Here is an 18186-nt window from a genome sequence, read left to right as displayed (position 1 = left end):
CCGTGTTCCTCCTCGACGACATCCTCCTGTGGCCCATCACGAACGTGGTGGACGTGCTCCACTCGCTGGCGGTCCAGGAGATGTATGACACCGAGTCCATCCAGAGCGACCTCAAGGAGAACCAACTGCTCTACGAAATCGGCGAACGCGACGAGGAGGAGTACGAACGCGAGCGCGCCCGATTGGAGTCCGAACTCGACGCGGCCGAACGCGCCCGCGAGCGACTCAGCGACAAGGTGGTGGTGCAGCGATGAGCGGCGAGGAGCGAGCGGACGGGGCGGAAGAAGAGAGCGGGAACGACGAGATGGACGTCTCCTCGCTCGTCATCAGAGCGCTGGAACTGAGCGAGGCCGCGATGGACGGCGAGGACGACTCAGAGGTCGCGGAGATTCTGCGCGACCTGCAGGTCGTCGTCGACGAGGCGGACGAACTGCTCGACGCCGTCGACCTGACGGACCTCCCCGACGCCGTCGACCACGAGGACGCCGACGAGGTGATTCACGAGGAGAAACTCTCCGAGGCGATAACGAACGCCGACCCCGAGGAGGCGGTTCGCCTCCGGAAACTGCTCGCCATCATCGACATCGGCGAACTCTGGGACTCCGTCGACGTACGCGACGTCTGGCGGAACAAACGTGAGTTCGAGGAGGCCCTCGAAGAACTCGACGAGACCGACGACGAGGACACCCTCCCGTTCGTCGACGACCTCACCGACGACGAGGACGACGAGGACGAACTCATCGACGTCGACGCCGAGGACGCCAAGGAGGCGGTGGGGATGGGCGACGACGACGACAGAGACGACATCGAACTGCCCGACGAGGCCTACCAGACCGCGATACAGTCGAAGCTCTCCGACAGCGTCGACGAGTTCCGCGAGGGACTCGTCGCCACGCACGACCGTATCGAGCGACTGCGCGAGGAGAACCGCAAGCGCGTCGAGCGGACCGGTCAGCCCGACTCCCGGAACCCGACGGCGTACTCGACGCTCGCCGCCTCGCACGGCGTCGCCGACGCCGACACGAAGTACTCGACGGTGCCGGCCGAGTCGAAGTACTCCAACGCGCCGAACCGGAAGCGGGTGTACGGGTCGCGGTTCGACCAGTTCGCCGAGGAGGAAGACGATGCCTGATCCGGTCCGCCCGGGGCGCGACTCCGACAGCCTCGCGGACGTGGTCGAACTCCTCCTCGACAAGGGCGTCGTGCTCAACGCCGACATCGTCGTCTCCGTCGGCGAGACGGAACTGCTCGGCATCCGCCTCCGGGCGGCGCTGGCGTCGTTCGAGACGGCCTCGGAGTTCGGTCTGGAGTTCCCCTCCGGAACCGACATGGAGGCCGTCGAGGCGGCCAGCCAGCGCCGACGGCAGGCCAAAATGTCGCCGTCGGGGCGACCCGGACTCGAAGAGGAGCGGCGCGACGAGGCGGAGGAGGACCGCGAGGACCGCTCCGTCGACGTGATGAACGCGACGGTAGGCGAGTCGGACGACGAGCGGTCGGCCGACGAGAGCGGAGGTGCGGGCGGGGGAGACCCCGAGGCCGAGGCCGAGGCCGAAGCCGAAAACGAGGTCGAGAGCGAGAACGCGAGCGGCGGAGAGGCAGAGAGCGGTGACGGGGGCGAGGATACCGGAGAAGCTGAAGACGCCGACGACGCGGACGACGAGGGGGATGACGAATGACGACCGTCGAAGTCGACGAGGACGGTGCGAACGGACTGACGGCCGTCGTCGTCGCCGTCGTGGAGATTCTCGTCGACGCCCTCGAACGCGAGGCGATTCGGCGCATGGAGTCGGGGAGCCTCACCGACGAGGAGATAGAGCGCCTCGGGAGCCACCTCGCCCGGTTGGAGGAGGACCTCGAACGGTTGAAGGAGGACCAAGAGATAGACGGGCAGGTCGACCAACTCCGCGGCGACCTGGATTCGCTCGTCGCCGACGCCGTCCATCAAGTCCGCACCGAGGAGCGTCGGAGGGGCGACGACGGTGCGGCGCCGCCGGACGCGGGAGGGGCGCGTGAGCGACGCTGACGGTGCGCCCGGTGCGGACGACGACGCGGCCGATGGCGCCGACGAGGACGGGCGCTACCTCTACTGCGTCGTCCGTCGGGACGACGACGCGGCGGCGCGACTCGACGCCGCGGGCGTCGGCGGCGCATCGCTCTCCGTGGTCTCGACCGAGCGACTCTCGGCGATCGTCCACGAGCGCAGCGACCCCTACGAGTCGGACGCGCCCGACGAGGTGCGCGAGTGGTTGTACGACCACCAAGACGCCGTCGAGGACGTCGGCGAGGCGTTCGGGACGCCGGTGCCGTTCCGCTTCGACACCATCGTCCGCGGCGGCGACGAGACGATTCGCGAGTGGCTGGCAGCGAACGAGGAAACCCTCGCCGACGCGCTGGACTCGCTGGCCGGCCGGTGGGAGTACCGCGTGGAGGTCGAGTGGGACCGCGAGGCCCTCGCCGAACGGGTCGGCAGCGACGACGAGCGACTCGCCGAACTGGGGGAGAAGCTCTCGGACGCCTCCGAGGGGACGGCTTTTCTCGTGCAGAAGCAGTACGACAAGCGGCTCTCGACGCTCGTGAATCGGCGGCGTCGGGCGCGCTCGGAGGAACTCGTCGCGGAACTGGAGTCGATGACCGACGAGGTGCGCGAACTCGGCGACGCGCCGCAGACGCCGCTGACCGAGGCGCCGACGGGACCGACGGCCCGGTTCGCCGTCCTCGCCGACGAGGGGGAGTGCGACGCCGTCGGCGAGTACCTCGACACCGTCGCCGACGAGGACGGGGCGTCCGTCCGGTTCACCGGCCCGTGGCCGCCGTACACGTTCGCGCCGGACGCGCTCGAACCCGCGGATTCGGAGGGAGGGACGGAGAGAAAAGATGCGGAGACGGGAACGGAGAGAGAGGAGAATGGAACCGGACCCGCCGAGTGACGACGACGCCGTGGTCGACCTCGTGGACGTGCTCCTGCGCGACGGCGCCGTCCTCGACGCGGACGTGGTCGTCACCGTCGCGGAGATTCCGCTCATCGGAATCAAACTCCGGGCGGCCATCGCGGGGATGACCACGATGACGGAGTACGGACTGTTCGAGGAGTGGGACGAGCGGATACGCGAAGAGCAGCGTCGGCGCGAGGCGCAGTTCGAATCCGAGTCCGACCTCGACGTCGACCCCGAACGCTGACGGGGAGGGACCGAACGCCTCCCGGAAGACGTTCCAGGGACCCCACTCGGACGCTTCGGTCGCCCACCGTTCGCGCTCGGACCGCGGCACCCGTCGGACTTCGAGACCCCTCGAACCCCGTCGGCGAGAGTCGTGTGGATAACTCCCGGTCGGCGGCGCGGCCGGTCGACCGGTTCTGCCGGTCGGTCCCACCCCGGGAATTCGTGGCCGTCGTACCGTCGTTAGTGTATCCGACGGGAGCCGTGCAGGGGGTGCACACCGTGCGAGGTCCGCACGCACTCGGGTCGGTCAGCCTAACGGCTCGGCGCCCGTCCGATAGGCGTCGTACGTCTCCTCGGCCCACCGACGGACGCGCTCATCGCTCGTCTCGACCAGCGCGCGCGGCACTCCGTCGCTGTCGCCGACGCCCAACTGCACGTCGCCCTCGAACAGACCGACGTAGAGGGGGACGGGGCGGTCGCTGACGTAGAAGTCGAGCGACCCTCGTTCGGCGAGTTCGTCCACCGCGTCGAGATACTTCCGTTCGCTCCGCAGCGTCTCGCCCACCGACGGCGAGACGACCATCTCGTGGTCGAAACCGTCCCGTTTCCGACCGATGGCGCGCATCGGTCGCACCCCCGTCGCCGGGAGGAGACAGCGCAACTCCGCCGCGACTTCGAGGCGTTCGACGTGTCTGTCTATCGGGGCGTACGGGTCTGCGGGCGTCGACGGGTAGACGTCGGCGTCGACCAGCCACTCCGAGGGGAGGTCGACGTCGTCGGACGGGAACCACTCGAAGAACGGGGCGAGGCGACCGACCGTCTCGGCCGTCGAGAGGAACGACTCCAACCCGGCGGCGAGGAGTTCTCCGCCCGGCGTGGCGCGGTAGCCGGCGTCGGACTCCGCGACCCAACCTCGGTCGACGAGCGCCTCGAGGTTGCGGGAGACGGTCGTCCGCGAGGCGTCGACGCCGTCGCGCAGTTCGCACCGGTTCATCGGCCCGCTCTCGACGAGACGGAGCAGGAGACGGACGCGCGCCGACGACTGCGAGACGAACCGCACGTCCGCGAGCGCGTCGGGCGAGAAATCGGACACCATCGGCGTATACTGGCAGAGCGCAGATATATTAACGTCCGCCCTCGCCGCGCGGGACGGAGGCGAAAAAAGCGGGGACGACTCCTCTCAGAGGTACGTGCTGACGGCGGCGTGGCCCAGGTACATCCCGCAGAGGGTGAACGCGCCGGCGACGACGCCGAGCGACTCTTCGGGCGCCGGACTGGGCAGTTCCGCGACCGACAGTACGGCGCCGATGCACGATCCTGCGAGGAGAGCGACGACTGCGGCTTTGATCCACTCCACGGCTTCCGACAGACAGTCAGGAAATAAATGAATGACGGAGGACTGGTCAGAGTTCGAGTACAACCGGGCGGTCGGGGACGGAGTCGGCACCGGAGCGACGGCCGAGGCGGGCGGGTTACCCCTCGGCCGACGGGCCGATTCGACCGCCGAGCACCGCGTTGACGACGGCGCCGCCGAGGAGCAGGAGGCCGGCGAGGTAGAGCCACAGTGCGAGCAGGAGGAACCCGCCGAACACGCCGTACGTTCGGTACTCTCCCGTGAGCGAGAGGTAGACGGTGAACAGGCGCTGGAGGGCCGTCCACCCGACGCCCGCTAGCACCGCGCCGGGGACGGCTTCGAGCGGTCCCATCTCCACGTCCGGGAAGAGCCGGTAGAGCGGAAAGAAGGCGACCGAGGCGCCGAGCGAAACCGAGAGCGCGCGGGCGTAGCCGACCAGTGGCACGCCGCGGACCCCGTCGTACGCCACCTCCGCGCCGTAGAAGACGAGCACGGCGAACGCGACGGCCGCGAGCGCCGCCGCTCCGTCGCGAACCTGGTCCGTGACGGAGGTGTCGACGGTGGTTCCGTACACCGCGGAGAACGCCGCATCGAGCTGTCTGAACACTTTGAGCGCGCTCCACGCTAAGACCCCGACGCTCAGGAGCGACGCGCGGACGCGATTCTGGTCGTCGGTGACGACGTCGGCGACGAGGACGCTCTGGCCGGGCGTGAGGTAGCGCTCGGTTCTCTCGACGACGAAAACGGCCATCGGTTCGTCCAACAGCGCGCCGGTCACGACGAACAATAAGAAGAGGAGCGGGAGGAGCGAGACGAGCGCGTGGTAGGCGAAGCTCCCCGCGAGGAGCGCGACGTTCTGTCGTTTGACCTCCAGCCGGACGGTCCGAAGCGCGACTGCGATTCGGTTCGAACGAACCGCCCGGAGGAGCCGGTTCTTCCCGCTCACGCATCACGTCACGGCTGCCGCGGGCTTGAACGCCGCGGCCGTTCGCTGGTCCGACTCTCTCCGCGTTCGGTCGAAGACGCCGGCGCGTTCGAGACGCCGCGAGCGACCGTCTACAGTTCCTGTCCGGTCGGTCGGATCAGGAGTTCGTTGAGGTCGACGTGGGTGGGCTGACCGACGGCGAACGCGATGGAGCGAGCGATGTCCTCGGGTTGGAGGACGTCCATCTCCTCGTACATCTCCTTGGTCTGCTCCTGCTGTTCGTCGTCGGGGATGTGGTCCGCGAGTTCCGTCTCGACGAACCCGGGTTCGATGAGCGTCGTCCGGATGTCGTTCTCGCCAGTGACCTCCTGTCGCAGCGCCTCGGTGAAGCCGTTGACGCCGAACTTCGTCGCGTTGTAGCCGGCGCCGCCGGCCATCGCCTTCCGCCCCGCGACGGAGGAGATGTTCACGATGTGGCCCTCGCCCTGGTCCTGCATGTAGGGCAGCACCTCGTGCGTGACGTCCATCAGGCCGAGCAGGTTCACCTCGACCATCTGTCGGAAGTTGTCGGTGTCGGCGTCCTCGACGTGTTCGAGCAGCATCACGCCCGCGTTGTTGACGAGCACGTCGACGCTGCCGAACTCCTCGTGGGTCCGGTCGACCATCTCCGCGACGTCGTCCTCGTCGGTGACGTCCGTGGGGACGACGAGCGTCTCGCCGCCTTCGGTCTCTATCTCGTCGGCGAGTTGCTGGAGTTCGTCCTCGCGCCGTGCCGCCAGCGCGACGCTCGCGCCCGACTCGGCCAGCGCCTTCGCCGTCTGCTCGCCGATGCCCGAAGACGCGCCTGTGACCAGTGCCGCCTTCCCGTCGAGATTCTCGGTGATAGCTTCCATCGTGTTTCGACTGTGGGTCGTGACGCGAAAGAGGGGTCCGCTCGGAGCCACACTGACCGGTACTGTCGGTGTCGGGGGGTTCCGCTGATACCGGTGGCTTTAGACGGAGCGAGAGACGGATTTTGTCGATTCGGATACACTCTCGACGCGTGAACAACCGGCTCGTCGACGTCGACTCCTCGAAATTCTCGGCGCGGCCGCTGTGGGTGGCGTTCTTGGTCGCCGCGTTCCTGTACGGTCGAGAGAATTCGAGTCCGGAACCGGCGAATCGAGTTACCGCGCGATGATGCGGGCTAACCAGACGATGGGGATGACCGGTATCGCTAGTCCGGTGACGATGAGGATGATTGCGATGATGATTTTCTCCGCCGTGCTCGAATCGCCCCAGACCGACTGCCACATGTCGTCGATACTCTGGGCGGTTCGTTGTACGAGTCCAGCCATGGTCGATGAGAGAGTGCGGAGGGACGTAGTCTTCGTGGCCGAGACGGGGCTGACACCGGTCAGAGCGGAGGCGTATATCTCGCTATCGACGCGTTGAACGAGGTAACCGGACAGAACTATCGATTCACGGCTCTCTACTCGTTTCGAGCGCTCCGATTCGCAGGGTTCCAGTCTCTCCGACGGTGTTCGCTCCGTCGGTCGGCAGAAAATGCGCCGGCCGGGATGGTGAACCACGGTCGCTCGCTACGCTCGCTCCCTGATTCAAATCCCTTCGCGGCGCATTCGCTCGTCACGTACGTTCCTCGCAGAATGCGCCGGCCGGGATTTGAACCCGGGCCATGAGCTTGGAAGGCTCAGGTCCTACCACTAGACCACCGGCGCTCACTCGCTTTGCTCGTTCGCACCGTGCATCGACGGACTCCGTCCGTCTCAACACCGGCGCGCTTCGCTCACTCGCTTCGCTCGTTCGCGCCGGGCCGCCACCTCACTTCGTTCGGTGACGACACCGGCGCTCACCCGACGCGGAGGCCGGGGCGAACGAGGCTCACTCCCCTCTTTTCGACGCCGGGATAAGGATGTTACTCTTCGCGTCCGTCGACGGGCGCCGGTCCGAACCCGCGTGCGGGACGGCGGTTCACCCGCGACACTGGTGTTGCAGAAGTTCGACGCGACGGGTCGACTCCGGTCCGTCGAGCCGGGTCGGCTGTTCGACGTACGACACCGTCAGGCTCGCCAAATCGTCTTCGTGCGCTCGGTTCCAGCGCTCGCAGAGGTACGACGCGAACGCCCGTTGGCGCGCTTCGTCGCCCGAGTAGCGCAGGTCGACGAGGTACTTCCGCCAGCGGACGCTCGGATACATCGCCCGCGTCTCCGGTCGTTCGCCCGCGAGCGGCGCCGACCGGTAGAACGCGTCCACCCGCTCGCCGGATTCGAGTTCGCCGGGGGCGACGTACCAGCCGTCCACCGTGGCCGGCGTCGGCGCGAACATGCTCCAAGGGCTCTGCGTGAGGTCCAGTCCCGCGGGCTCTTCCTCCGGCGGCGGCACCGCGCCGAGGGCGACGGTGTTCCAGACGAGCGCGAACGTCAGGAGCGCCGCGGCGACGACGGGGACGAGACGGCGACCCGCCCGACGAACCGTCGAGAGCGACCGGCTGACGGTCGGCGGCGGTCGCCGGACACCCGCGCCGACCCTCGTACCGACGCTCCGAACTCGGTCGCCGACTCGGGCCGCCGAACGTTCGAGCGACGCCGGAACTCCGGTTTCGACCCGGTCCCACACCGGCGAGGGAAGGAAGACGAGGAGCGCCGCGAGCGAGACGAGCGGAAAGAGGCCGAGACGCAGGGTCGCGAGCATCCCAAGGTGCGCCGCCGCGAACATCAGCGTCAGCGCCGTCCGGAGGCGTCCCCGCGAGAGCACCAACAGTGGAGAGAGCGACACCAGACCGAGCCAGAACCAATCGAACGCGCGGAGCAGCGACGGAAACGCCGTCAGGGCGTCCCCGAGGCGGAGGGAGAACTGCTGGAGGCTGAACACGTAGCGGACCGCGTCGCCGCGGAGCCAGAGGTCGCCGCGGTGTTTGAGCGCGGCGTTGACCGCGTAGACGAGGACGACCTGCGACAGCAGTCCGGCGGCGGCTACACTCGTTAGCCGTCGTCGGGGGGCGCCCTCGCGACGGCGGGCGTCGAGCGACCAGCGCTCGCCGAGGGGGAGGAGCATCCCCCACAGGAGCAGTCGCCGGAGGAGGGTGTCGCCGCCGGTCAGCGCGGCGGGGTTGCGGAGGTGCAGCGAGACGAGGAGAATCAGCGAGAGCACCGTCGACGTTCGCGTTCGATAGCCGGCGAGCAGCGACGCCGCAAGGAGGCCGGCGAGGACGAAGAGCAGCGCCTGAAACCACGCCGCCCCGGAGAGAGCGTGTATCGAGTAACGAACCGCCGGATACTGCCCGGCCAGCACCGCTCGGGGGGCCAGTCCCGAATCCGTGTAGAGCGCCCGGAGGTGGCGAGCGCGGAGCAGGAGGTCCGCCAGCAACAGCAGCCCCAACGATATTCGGAGCGCGGCCAGCGCGCGGGTATCGACGCCGAACCGGGCGCCGAGCGCGTCGGCCAGTCGCGCGCGGAGGGATCGGTCGGACGGGGCGCGGACCGTCTGGCTCATCGGGGAGTACACGACGGCTCGCGCGCTTGAATCGTTCGGTCCGTCTAGTCGTCGTCGGCCGCGGGTTCGGCCTCGGAGGACGCCGACTCGGAATCGGAGTCGGAGTCGGAGTCTGACTCGGACTCGATGGGCGGCGCGCGCGCCTCCTCGTACTCCTCGGCGGCGGCGTGGATTCGGTCACCGAGGCCGGGAACCTCGTCGGGCGAGACGTCGCCGCCCTCGCGAATCTCGTCGAGGCTCCGCGGGAACTCGCGGAGTTCGTAGTGGATGGCGAGGCCGGCCTGCGCGCCCTTGCCCATCGCGACCGGAATCTGGTTGTGGCCGGGCGTCAGGTCGCCGACGGCGTAGACGCCCTCGGCGCTCGTCTCGCCGTCGTCGTCGACGGGGACGGTGCCGTCGTCGTTTATCTCGCAGCCGAGTTGCTCGGCGAGGTCCGTGTTGTAGTTCGACCCGTACATCGGGAACCCGCCGCGGTACTTCCTAACTTCCCCATCCTCGAACTCGAACGACTCCAGCCAGCCGTTCTCCGACTTCGTCATCGACGCGATATCCTCGTGGACGACGTCGACGGGGTGCGCGCGGAGTCGCTCGTCGGTCTCCTCGCTCCACTGCGGGTCCTCGCCGCGCAGGAGGAGGTCCACCTCGTCGGTGAAGTTGAGCATGATCATGGCGACGTGGGCCGCCGACTCGCCCGCGCCCATCACGAACACCGGGCGGTCGATGAACATGTAAGCGTCGCAGTGCAGACAGTAGTGCAGGCCCTTTCCCGTCCGCGGGAGCGGCGGGTCCGGCCGCTCGTCGTTGAATCCCATCCCGAGGACGACCCGGTCGGCGACGAACGCCCCCTCGTTGCCGTCGAGGCGGAACCGGCCGTCGTCTAGCCGCGTCGCCTCGGTGATCAGGTCCTGCACGTAGTCCGCGCCGTAGGACTGGATCTGCTCGCGCCCGGTTTGGAGGAACTCGTTGCCCGAGACGTCCTCGGTGACGCCGACGACGTTGTGCGTATCGAGCATCATCGCGGCGCGGCCGCCGCCGCGGTTCACGACGACGGTGTCGTGGCCCAGTCGGGCCGTGTACAGCGCCGCCTGCAGGCCCGCCGGACCGCCGCCGACCACCGCGACTTCGTACTCCTCCGCGTCGTCGATATCGGTCATGTGTCTCTCGCTTGCTGCCGAACCTTCTTAAACGCAAAGCACGCGTGCGGACGAGGCGACCAGCCGTCCCGCGGTAGCACGGGGCGCTTTCCGCTCCGCTCCGCCCCGTCGCTCCCCGGCGATCAGGGCGCGACGACGGCGTAGCAGTTGCCGCTGGAGACGAACGAGTCGACGACGGAGAGCGCCGATTCCTCTACGTCGGCCGCGAACTCCACGGCGTCGTAGATGTGGTAGTAGCGGGGGACGCGCTCCCCGCCGGGGAGCGTCCAGTCCACCGTCGTGTCGAACCCCTCCTCGTGGTCGAACCGGTCGTGCTCGACCGACCACGCGCTGACCAGCGCTCGCCCGCCGGGGACGAGCACTCGCGCGAGTTCCGAGAGGCTGGCCACGCGCGCCTCGCGCGGGCGGAGGTGATGCAGCGTCGCCACGTAGACGGCCACGGCGACGCAGTCGTCGCGGAGGGGGAGCGAGGCGGCGTCCCCCTGGACCAAATCGGCCGCGAACTCCCGCTCGACGGCCCGCTCTCCGGCCTCGGCGAGGAGGCCGCGACTCGCGTCGAGGGCGACCACGCGGTCGACGAACGCGGCCATCGCTTCCGAATGTCGGCCGTTACCACACCCCATATCCAATCCCCGCGTCGGTCCGTCGCGCTCGGACGTCTCGCCCGCGCGCGTCGCCTCGGGCGCGTGGTCGTCGAGGAACTCCCGCACCTCCGGCCACGGGTACTCGCGCGTCGAGGAGAAGTGCTCCGCGATGCGGTCGTACGTCTCGTGCGGCGCCTCGGCGTCCGCGGGGAGTTCCTCGTCGCCCCCGACGCGCGACTCGCCGCTTCCGTCTCCGCTCATGGTCGAGGGAGGCGAGCGGCGTACAAATCGTCCCCGACTCGGCGCGGGCAGGATAGGATAGGATAGGATAGGATAGGATAGGGTAGGAGAGCCGACTCAGAGGAAGAGAAACAGCGCGTACGACAGCGAGAGGAGGACGAGGGCGTGTTTCAGCCCGTCGAAGACGCGGCCTTCGCCGAGTTGTCCGGCGATGAGACCCGAGCAGACGGCCTGAATCGACGCCGTGTGAAAGAACAGCAGTTCGTACGCGCCGGTGTTGACCGTGCTGAGTCCGGCGAACACGCCCGTCGAGACGCCCTGCACCTCGCCGCTGCTGATTGCCGCCGACTGACTCGCCGCCTCGACGGCCGGGATGAACGCGAGCGTCAGGGCGACGACGATGCCGAGGAAGACGAAAAACGAGATGTAGATGACCACGAGGTAGGTCAGCATCTCCTGTCGGCGTTCGCGACGGAGGCGGCGGGCGTCCTGCGCCTCGGTGGCCGCGATGCGGAGCACCGGCGCCACCTCGCCGCTGGCGGCGACGGCGTTCGTGATGAGCGTCACCGCGCGGGACACCGTCGGCGCGCGCGTCCGCCGGTCGAAACCGAGGAGCGCCTCCCGGACGGAGGCGCCCCACTGGACGTCGCGCCACGTTCGCCGGAGTTCGTCCGTGAGCGGCCCGAGGTCGCTGTTCGCGAGGCGTTCGAGGCTCTTCACGACCGTGACTCCGGCCTCGTTGACGCTGGCCATCCGGTCGAGGAAGTCCGGCATCTCCCGCTCTATCGCCGTCAAGCGGCGTTTTCGAACCTCGTAGGCGACGGTGACGCCCGCCATCGTGAGGAGAGCGAGTTCGACGACCGGCCCGTCGACGACGGCGGCGAACGCCGACCACGTCCCCTGGGCGCCCGGCGCGACGGCCGCGCGGAGGGCGTCGACGGCGGCGCCCGCGTCCAGCGTGAGGGCGACCCAGAGCAGACCGAGCGGAACGGTCACGAACAGCGTGGTGAGCGGTTCGTCGAGCATCGTCCGCGTCGGCCGCGCGAGCAGTCGCGTCACCGACGAGACGCGGTCGTACACCGCCAGTCGCTCGCGGTTGGCCTGCCATCGGTCGCCGGCGACGTCGGCGCCGCCGTCGGTGGCCGCCGGCGGGGCCGTTCCGTCCCCGCCGCGTCCGAGGGCGGCCTTCGGCCCTGCGGCCGGGTCAGCGGACGTTTCGCCCTTCGGCGACTCGACGTCGACGCCGTCCGCGCCGCCCGGTCCGCGGAGCGACTCGGTGACGCTGTCGACGTAGACGACGAAGCCGGTACTCGCCAGCGGGATACCCAGGTAGCCGACGACGCGGATGAGCGGGAGCGTGTCCTGCATGACGAGGCCGACGACGACGAGGATGGTGATGAAAAACAGCGGTCCCGCCACGAGGACGGTGACGTACGCCTCGGCGAACGTGGCCAGGAGTTCGAGATACTGCTCCTGTCGGGCCTCCGACTCCTCCTGGAACCGGTCGTACTGGTCGTGGAGAAACGACGAGAGGCTCTGTCCGCTGGCGAGCACGCTCGTGAGGTTCTGCGAGAAGTCTTCGAGCCGCTGGCTCGGCGTCCGCTCGGCCATCCGCTGGAGCGCCGACGGCAGGTCCGTCCCGAACGTCTGCGCGTCGCGGACGGCGACGCCGAACTCCCGGGTCGCCTCGCCGTAGACGTGCTGGTTTTCGGTCAGCGTCGCCAGCACCGTCTGGAACGGCATTCCCGACCGCGAGAGCGCGTAGACGAACGCGATGGTCTGCGGGAGCGTCGCGTCTATCTCGATGCGGCGGGCGCGCGCGCGCTGAGAGAGGTACTGCCAGCGCGCGAGGTACGTCGCGAGCGCCATCGCCGCCCCGACGGTGGCGCTGGAGGCGAGCAGCAGGGCGAACAGGTGCGCCCACGAGAGGTCCGGGACGGACGCGAGCGACGCCACGAACGACAGCGGACCGGGGACCGCCGCGCGAAGCGTCTCCGCGGAGACGGCGAACGTCTGGACGAGGAAGGCGGCGAGGTAGACGCCGAAGACGCTCCCGGCGACGCCCGCTACCCCGGCCATCAGGAGCGTCTTCGAGGCGTAGATGCGGTGGCTCCCGCCGATGAACGCCGCGCGGAGCGATTTCTCCTGCCGCCGGCGCCGCGGGTTCTCCCGCGTCACGTACCGCCCGAACAGGGGGAGCGAGACGCGGGCGAGGAGCAGGTCGGCGCGGGGACTCACCGGTGAGAGCGCCACCGGGAGGCAGAGCAGGACGGCGAGGGCGAGAGGGAGGTAGCCGAGGACCATCTACGCGTCTCCGTCGCCGTGTCCGTCCCTCGCGACGGCCGAAGCGCCCGCGTTCGCCTCTGCGTCTGCGACGGTGCCGTCAGTCTTCTCGGGGGCGCCGGCTTCCGCTTCGAGCCGCGACATCGCGCGCTCGGGGTCGGCGTAGTACTCGTTGACTAGGGCGGTGAACCGCCGGTAGTCGTCGGTGTCCGTCTCGACGAGCAGACGGAGGAACCGCTCGCGGCGGGCCACCTCCCGGCGGAGGCGGGCGCGGGTCCAACCGCGGTCGTTCTGTATCTCCGTCAGCAGCGCCGAGTTGCGCTGGGCGAAGGTGTCCGTCTCCGCGTCCCAGGAGAACGCCCGCGAGTAGTCGAGTTCGCCGGTCCGTTGGTCGATGCCGCCGATTTCGCCGATGGCGCGGGAGCGTCTGACCCGTTCGCCGTTCGACCGGGTGAGCGTCTGGACGCACAGCAGGTCCAGCGACTGGACCATGGCGCGCGGCACGTTGATGGGTTCGTTCTCCAGTCGGTTGATGACCGTCTCGATGCTGTCGGCGTGCATCGTCGAGAACGTCGTGTGCCCGGTGTTCATCGCCTGAAACAGCGTCACGGCCTCCTCGCCGCGCACCTCGCCGACGATGATGAACTCGGGGCGGTGCCGGAGCGCCGACCGAAGCAGGTCGTACATGTCGATGTCGGACCCCTCGTGCGCCCGACTGCGCGTCACCGAGGAGAGCCAGTTGTCGTGGTGGAGGGAGAGTTCGCGCGTGTCCTCGATGGTCAGCACCTTCGAGCGCGGCGGGATGAACATCGACACCGCGTTCATCGCCGTCGTCTTCCCGGAGGCCGTCCCGCCAGCGAAGATGAGGCTCTTGTTGTGTTCGATGCAGAGCCACAGGTATGCCATCTGCTCGACGGAGAACGTGCCGAACCGCACGAGGTCGACGGGCGTGAACGGGTCGTCGGCGTACATCCGGATGGTGAACGCCGACCCGTGCGGCGTCACCTCCTCGCCGAGGGCGAGTTCCGCGCGCGAGCCGTCGGGCAGCGTCGTCCCGACGACGGGGTCGCCGACGCTGACGTGCCGGCCCGACCGCTGGGCGAGGCGGACGACGAACCCGTCGAGTTCGGGTTTCCCGAAGGAGACGTCGGTCTCGATGTCGGTGTACTCGTCGTGGTAAGCGAACACCGGCAGGTCGTAGCCGTCGCAGGAGATGTCCTCGATGTGTGGGTCGGCCATCAGCGGGTCGATGCGGCCGTAGCCGCGGAAGTCCCGGTGCAGGTAGTACGACAGGGTGTGGAACGTCGCCATGTCGACGTCGAGGCCGTACTGTTCGAGGAGTGCCCGCAGTTCGCGGCGGACCGTCCCCTCGTCGGCGGCCGTCTCCGACCCGTACAGCAGGGGGTCGCGGATGTCCTCGCGGACCCGTTCGAGCAGTTCCCGCCGGAAATCGTCCAGCTCCGGTTCGACCGCGTAGTAGCGGTGTTTGCTCGCCGCATCGTCATACGTGAGCACGACGTGGGCGTACGGCGCGTTCACCCAGTAACGGTCGACGACGTCCTCGCCTTCCGGCACCGCGAAGGCGGTGAGTTCGCCGTCGGCGGGCCGGTACGGCCGCACGTCGATGGTCGACCCGCGGAGCACCTCGGCGGCGCGCACAAGTCGCCGCCGCGCGTCCGCGAAGGCGGCCGCGAACCCCCATCGGTCCGAGGGGTCCGACTCCCTCGGCGGCGTCGAATCCGTCGGCTCCTCGAACGCCGTCGCGCCGGCGTCGCCGGCCGCACCGACGTCCCCGCCGGACGCGGCGTCCGTCTGTTCCCCCGTCTCCCCCGAGTCCAGTTCCCTCTCTGACATTCGTCTGCGCTCCGGTACGTTGGCGACACTTTCTCTCGAAGTGACTTAACGTAATGGGTGAATTTCCCGTTCGGCGGCGGTGCGTTCGAGGAGGTCAGGTCCGGTCAACGGTCAGGAGCACTCCCGCGAACGCGAGGTAGAAGACGACGCCGATAGGGAGGGGGACGCCGGGGAACCCGCGGGTGGCGAGCAGGTAGGTGGCGACGGCGAGGACGACGCCGCCGAGTCCGAGGAGGCCGCCGAGGAGGCGGACCGGGTCGATGGGACTGGACTCGAACGCCTCCTCGCGAGCGTAGTAGACGACGGAGACGACGAGGGCGACGGCCAGCACCGCCGCGCCGACGGTCCACGCCTCGTAGGCCACCTGAATCGAGTTGCCGGCCTGGAAGGCGACGGCCGAGAAGGGGTCGAACACCCGAACCGCGTCGGCGAACGGGACGCCGAACGCGTATCGAATCTGAAAGAAGGGAAAGCGGACGAACAGCACCGACCCCCCGGAGACGGCCGGAGAGTACGTCACGTTCCACGGGAGGAGCGCCGAGAGCCACGTCAGGACGACGGCGAGCGGTCCCGCGTACTCCGAGCGGACCCAGACCATGCTCGGATGGGTGCGAGCGACGCGGTAAAAGCTACCGACTCCGCCCTTCTCCCCTCGCCGTCGGCGGATTCCCGGCACAGCGTCCGAGTCGCACGGAGTGTGTGAGGGCGTTACGTTCATACGCCGTGACGCCCAAAATCGATTCACGGAATGAGGCGCGACTACTTCGAGTTGGACGTTAAACAAATCGACTGGGTCGAGACCGGCGACTCCCCCGAGAGGCCGTTGGTCCGCATCGACTTTCACGGTCCCGAGGAAACGCTCTCGGACCGACTCACCGACCCCGACGGGGAACTCCTCGACGACGCCGAGACGGACGTGGCGTTCCGTCTGCAGGGCGACGTCGACGACCCCGGCGCGTCGGGCGTGGTGAGCGTCACGAACCGCATCACCGGCGACTTCGTCCTCGAACTGAACGAGGACGCGGACGACGTGCTCCGATTCATCCGCGCGGCGCGCGAGTACGGTAAGTCCGCCGACGGAGAGGACGGACAGTACCGGGTCGAGATACGAAGCGACGACGGCGAGACGGTCGTCTACGAGAAGCGGACGTTTCTCGTCTACGACGCCGAGGGGAATCTGCTCCGCGGACACAGTCTCATCCCCTCCGGCGTCGAACTCTGACCGGGCCCGAACCGCACGACCCCGCGCGGCGGACGCGAAACCGCACCGAATATATCCCTCTCCTCGCTACGTAGCGCCGTGGAGAACGTAACCGACCGCACGAGCAACCCCTTCGGGATGAACCCCCCGTGCGAACGGTTCGTTCCGGGATACGGCGACGCCAACGCGGACTTTCACGTCATCGGCGACTACCCCGGCGTACACGGCGGGGAGTCGACGGGCGTGCCGTTCACCGGTGAACCGTCCGTCCGCCTGCAGGCCGCCCTCGCGGAGGGAGGACTCTTGGAGGCGACCGGGGACCGACCGACCGTCTCGAAGACGTTCCTCTCGTATCTGAACATGTGCGTCTCCGAGGACGTCCCCTCGCAGAGCGACTACGACGACATGGAGCGGTTCTTCGACGCCGAACTGCGGGCCATCGCCGCGCACGTCCTCCTGCCGGTGGGCGCCCGCGCGACGACGTACGTTCTGGAGAACTACACGGCGCAGGCCCGCAAGGTGACCGTCGACATGGAGGACCTACACGGCACCGAGATACGCGGAAGCGGCTTTCTCGTCCTCCCCATCGCCGACCCGAGCGACTGGGACGACACCCACCACGACCGACTCGTCGAGGCCATCGACGTCCTTACGTCGACCGACTTCCGACGGGAGACCGACCTCGGACGGTTCACCGCCGGCGGCGACCCCTATCTCGTTCGGTAGCGCGTCTCACGCCCGTTATTCTCACGGTACAGACTCCCACACTTACGGATTCGCTCGATTAGCGCGCAAAACGGCGTTGGATTACGTAACAAAGACCATTACAATTGAACGAGTTTTTGGTTTTCTGTCCAAATAGGGGACAACTACCCACCATATGACCGGAACTCGGAGCGGAGTTAGAAGGTATTGGCACCAGCGCAGCCTTTTTCACGACAACCGTCAAAACGGGTAGTGACGCGCGTGGTACTGAACTACCGGCGCGTCAGGTAAGGAACTGCGAGACTGGTGCTCTTCGCAGTGGCTTGGTCAGTCCGGGGTCCGCGCTCTCCGCGGTCCCTGCTTCCTTCTCGGAACGATACGCTTCAGTCGAGACGCCGCACGTCGACGCCGCCGTTGCCCGCTCGGAGCGTCAGCGACGGGCCGCCGTCGCCGAGCGTTCCCGCGACGCGCGTCGGTGAGACGGTGGCGTTCGTGAGTTCGAGACCGGAGACGTCCACGCCGCCGTTGGTCACGCGCGCCTCGAACGCCGCGTCCAAATCCGGCGCGACCGCCGCGTCGATACCCCCGTTGGAGGCGCTGACCGACGTATCGCCGCGTATCGCCGGAATCTCCACGTCGACGCCGCCGTTGCCGGCGGTGACGCCGTCGATGCCGCCGACGTCGGCCGCCCTGATGCCGCCGTTACCCGCGCGGAGCGTCAGGAACCCGGGCATCCCCTCGGCGCTGACGGCGCCGTTGCTCGCGCGGAGCGTCGCGTCCCCCGCGACCCCTTCGGCGTCGACGCCGCCGTTGCCCGTCTCCGCGAGCGCCAAGGAGAGCGACGACGGGAGTTCGACGGTGAGGTCCGTCGTGATTCGGGTCACCTCCGGCGGGTAGACGACTTCGAGCGTCAGGACGCCGTCGGTGACCGACCGATTCACCGTCACCCGGTCGAGGGCGCCCTCGTCGACGTTGAGCCCCCGTTTCACCACCTCGACGCGGACCGCGTCGCTCTCGCCGGGGCGGACGGTCACGCCGCCGTTGCGGTTCAGCACGCGCACCGCGGTGGCGTCCGACGGCGTCACCTCGAAGGACTCTTCGACTCGGGTCGACAGTCCAGGAGCGGTACAACCGGCGAAGGCGCCGACGGCACCCGCGCCCGTCGCGGCCAACAGTCGGCGGCGGCTCAGCGTTCCGGCGGAGTCGGGTTCGACCATGCCCGAGAATCGTCAGCGA

20 protein-coding genes and 1 tRNA gene are annotated in these 18186 nt (G+C 68.6%); 8 read left to right on the top strand and 13 right to left on the bottom strand.

Features of this window, described 5'->3' with window-relative positions; translation table 11 throughout:
- Window positions 1-2: 2 nt before the first annotated feature.
- From gvpG to gvpM, 6 genes are read left to right on the top strand one after another with little or no spacing between them, the layout of a single operon-like run.
- Window positions 3-254, top strand: coding sequence for a gas vesicle protein GvpG (gene gvpG, locus NDI76_RS06350; RefSeq protein WP_310923163.1), 252 nt, complete (start codon window positions 3-5; stop codon window positions 252-254).
- Window positions 251-1132 carry a hypothetical protein gene (locus NDI76_RS06345; RefSeq protein ID WP_310923162.1) on the top strand — a complete coding sequence of 294 codons (882 nt, stop codon included), beginning with the start codon at window positions 251-253 and terminating at the stop codon, window positions 1130-1132. The genes gvpG and NDI76_RS06345 overlap by 4 nt, the downstream gene beginning before the upstream one ends.
- On the top strand, window positions 1125-1676 hold the full coding sequence (gene gvpJ / locus NDI76_RS22585) for a gas vesicle protein GvpJ (protein ID WP_425498334.1): 552 nt from the start codon (window positions 1125-1127) through the stop codon (window positions 1674-1676). The genes NDI76_RS06345 and gvpJ overlap by 8 nt, the downstream gene beginning before the upstream one ends.
- Window positions 1673-2023 carry a gas vesicle protein GvpK gene (gvpK, locus tag NDI76_RS06335; RefSeq protein ID WP_310923161.1) on the top strand — a complete coding sequence of 117 codons (351 nt, stop codon included), beginning with the start codon at window positions 1673-1675 and terminating at the stop codon, window positions 2021-2023. The genes gvpJ and gvpK overlap by 4 nt, the downstream gene beginning before the upstream one ends.
- Complete coding sequence (gene gvpL / locus NDI76_RS06330) at window positions 2010-2927, top strand: gas vesicle protein GvpL (RefSeq protein ID WP_310923160.1); 918 nt, start codon at window positions 2010-2012, stop codon at window positions 2925-2927. Before gvpK ends, gvpL begins: the two co-directional genes overlap by 14 nt.
- The gene (gene gvpM / locus NDI76_RS06325; RefSeq protein ID WP_310923159.1) at window positions 2905-3177 is read left to right on the top strand and encodes a gas vesicle protein GvpM; all 273 of its coding nucleotides are present in this window, start codon (window positions 2905-2907) and stop codon (window positions 3175-3177) included. Before gvpL ends, gvpM begins: the two co-directional genes overlap by 23 nt.
- A 288-nt stretch (window positions 3178-3465) precedes the next feature.
- On the opposite strand, the gene NDI76_RS06320 is transcribed toward gvpM, so the two are convergent.
- From NDI76_RS06320 to NDI76_RS06265, 12 genes are all read right to left on the bottom strand, one after another.
- Window positions 3466-4254 (bottom strand): helix-turn-helix transcriptional regulator, encoded by a 789-nt coding sequence (locus NDI76_RS06320; protein ID WP_310923158.1) that lies wholly within the window; start codon window positions 4252-4254, stop codon window positions 3466-3468.
- A gap of 84 nt (window positions 4255-4338) precedes the next feature.
- The gene (locus NDI76_RS06315; protein WP_310923157.1) at window positions 4339-4515 is read right to left on the bottom strand and encodes a XapX domain-containing protein; all 177 of its coding nucleotides are present in this window, start codon (window positions 4513-4515) and stop codon (window positions 4339-4341) included.
- A gap of 115 nt (window positions 4516-4630) precedes the next feature.
- Window positions 4631-5458 (bottom strand): YihY/virulence factor BrkB family protein, encoded by an 828-nt coding sequence (locus tag NDI76_RS06310; protein WP_310923156.1) that lies wholly within the window; start codon window positions 5456-5458, stop codon window positions 4631-4633.
- A 110-nt stretch (window positions 5459-5568) separates the two neighbouring features.
- The gene (locus tag NDI76_RS06305) at window positions 5569-6330 is read right to left on the bottom strand and encodes an SDR family oxidoreductase (protein WP_310923155.1); all 762 of its coding nucleotides are present in this window, start codon (window positions 6328-6330) and stop codon (window positions 5569-5571) included.
- 273 nt (window positions 6331-6603) lie between these two features.
- Window positions 6604-6774, bottom strand: coding sequence for a hypothetical protein (locus tag NDI76_RS06300; protein ID WP_310923154.1), 171 nt, complete (start codon window positions 6772-6774; stop codon window positions 6604-6606).
- A 310-nt stretch (window positions 6775-7084) separates the two neighbouring features.
- A tRNA-Gly gene (locus tag NDI76_RS06295) sits at window positions 7085-7155 on the bottom strand.
- Window positions 7156-7408: 253 nt separating this feature from the next.
- Window positions 7409-8929 carry an HTTM domain-containing protein gene (locus NDI76_RS06290; RefSeq protein ID WP_310923153.1) on the bottom strand — a complete coding sequence of 507 codons (1521 nt, stop codon included), beginning with the start codon at window positions 8927-8929 and terminating at the stop codon, window positions 7409-7411.
- 44 nt (window positions 8930-8973) lie between these two features.
- A complete protein-coding gene (locus tag NDI76_RS06285; protein WP_310923152.1) occupies window positions 8974-10083 on the bottom strand; it encodes an NAD(P)/FAD-dependent oxidoreductase in 1110 nt (369 codons plus the stop codon).
- Window positions 10084-10205: 122 nt separating this feature from the next.
- Window positions 10206-10928 (bottom strand): class I SAM-dependent methyltransferase, encoded by a 723-nt coding sequence (locus NDI76_RS06280; RefSeq protein ID WP_310923151.1) that lies wholly within the window; start codon window positions 10926-10928, stop codon window positions 10206-10208.
- 96 nt (window positions 10929-11024) lie between these two features.
- On the bottom strand, window positions 11025-13211 hold the full coding sequence (locus tag NDI76_RS06275; protein ID WP_310923150.1) for a type II secretion system F family protein: 2187 nt from the start codon (window positions 13209-13211) through the stop codon (window positions 11025-11027).
- Window positions 13212-15044 (bottom strand): type II/IV secretion system ATPase subunit, encoded by a 1833-nt coding sequence (locus NDI76_RS06270; RefSeq protein ID WP_310923149.1) that lies wholly within the window; start codon window positions 15042-15044, stop codon window positions 13212-13214.
- Between the two features lie 94 nt (window positions 15045-15138).
- Entirely contained in the window at window positions 15139-15642 is a 504-nt protein-coding gene (locus NDI76_RS06265) for a DUF7549 family protein (RefSeq protein WP_310923148.1), read from the bottom strand.
- 150 nt (window positions 15643-15792) lie between these two features.
- Here NDI76_RS06265 and NDI76_RS06260 point away from each other — a divergent pair, with 150 nt between their 5' ends.
- Together NDI76_RS06260 and NDI76_RS06255 are read left to right on the top strand one after the other, a co-directional pair.
- Window positions 15793-16266 (top strand): DUF5793 family protein, encoded by a 474-nt coding sequence (locus NDI76_RS06260; protein WP_310923147.1) that lies wholly within the window; start codon window positions 15793-15795, stop codon window positions 16264-16266.
- A gap of 78 nt (window positions 16267-16344) precedes the next feature.
- Window positions 16345-16971: a uracil-DNA glycosylase family protein gene (locus NDI76_RS06255; RefSeq protein WP_310923146.1), complete on the top strand. Its 627-nt coding sequence runs from the start codon at window positions 16345-16347 to the stop codon at window positions 16969-16971.
- 362 nt (window positions 16972-17333) lie between these two features.
- On the opposite strand, the gene NDI76_RS06250 is transcribed toward NDI76_RS06255, so the two are convergent.
- Window positions 17334-18167: a DUF4097 family beta strand repeat-containing protein gene (locus tag NDI76_RS06250; protein WP_310923145.1), complete on the bottom strand. Its 834-nt coding sequence runs from the start codon at window positions 18165-18167 to the stop codon at window positions 17334-17336.
- Between the last annotated feature and the right edge of the window lie 19 nt (window positions 18168-18186).

Source organism: Halogeometricum sp. S1BR25-6, assembly GCF_031624495.1.
GTDB lineage: Archaea > Halobacteriota > Halobacteria > Halobacteriales > Haloferacaceae > Halogeometricum > Halogeometricum salsisoli.
Note: the sequence above shows the minus strand (reverse complement) of the source record. Positions and strands in the feature narration are given on the sequence as shown.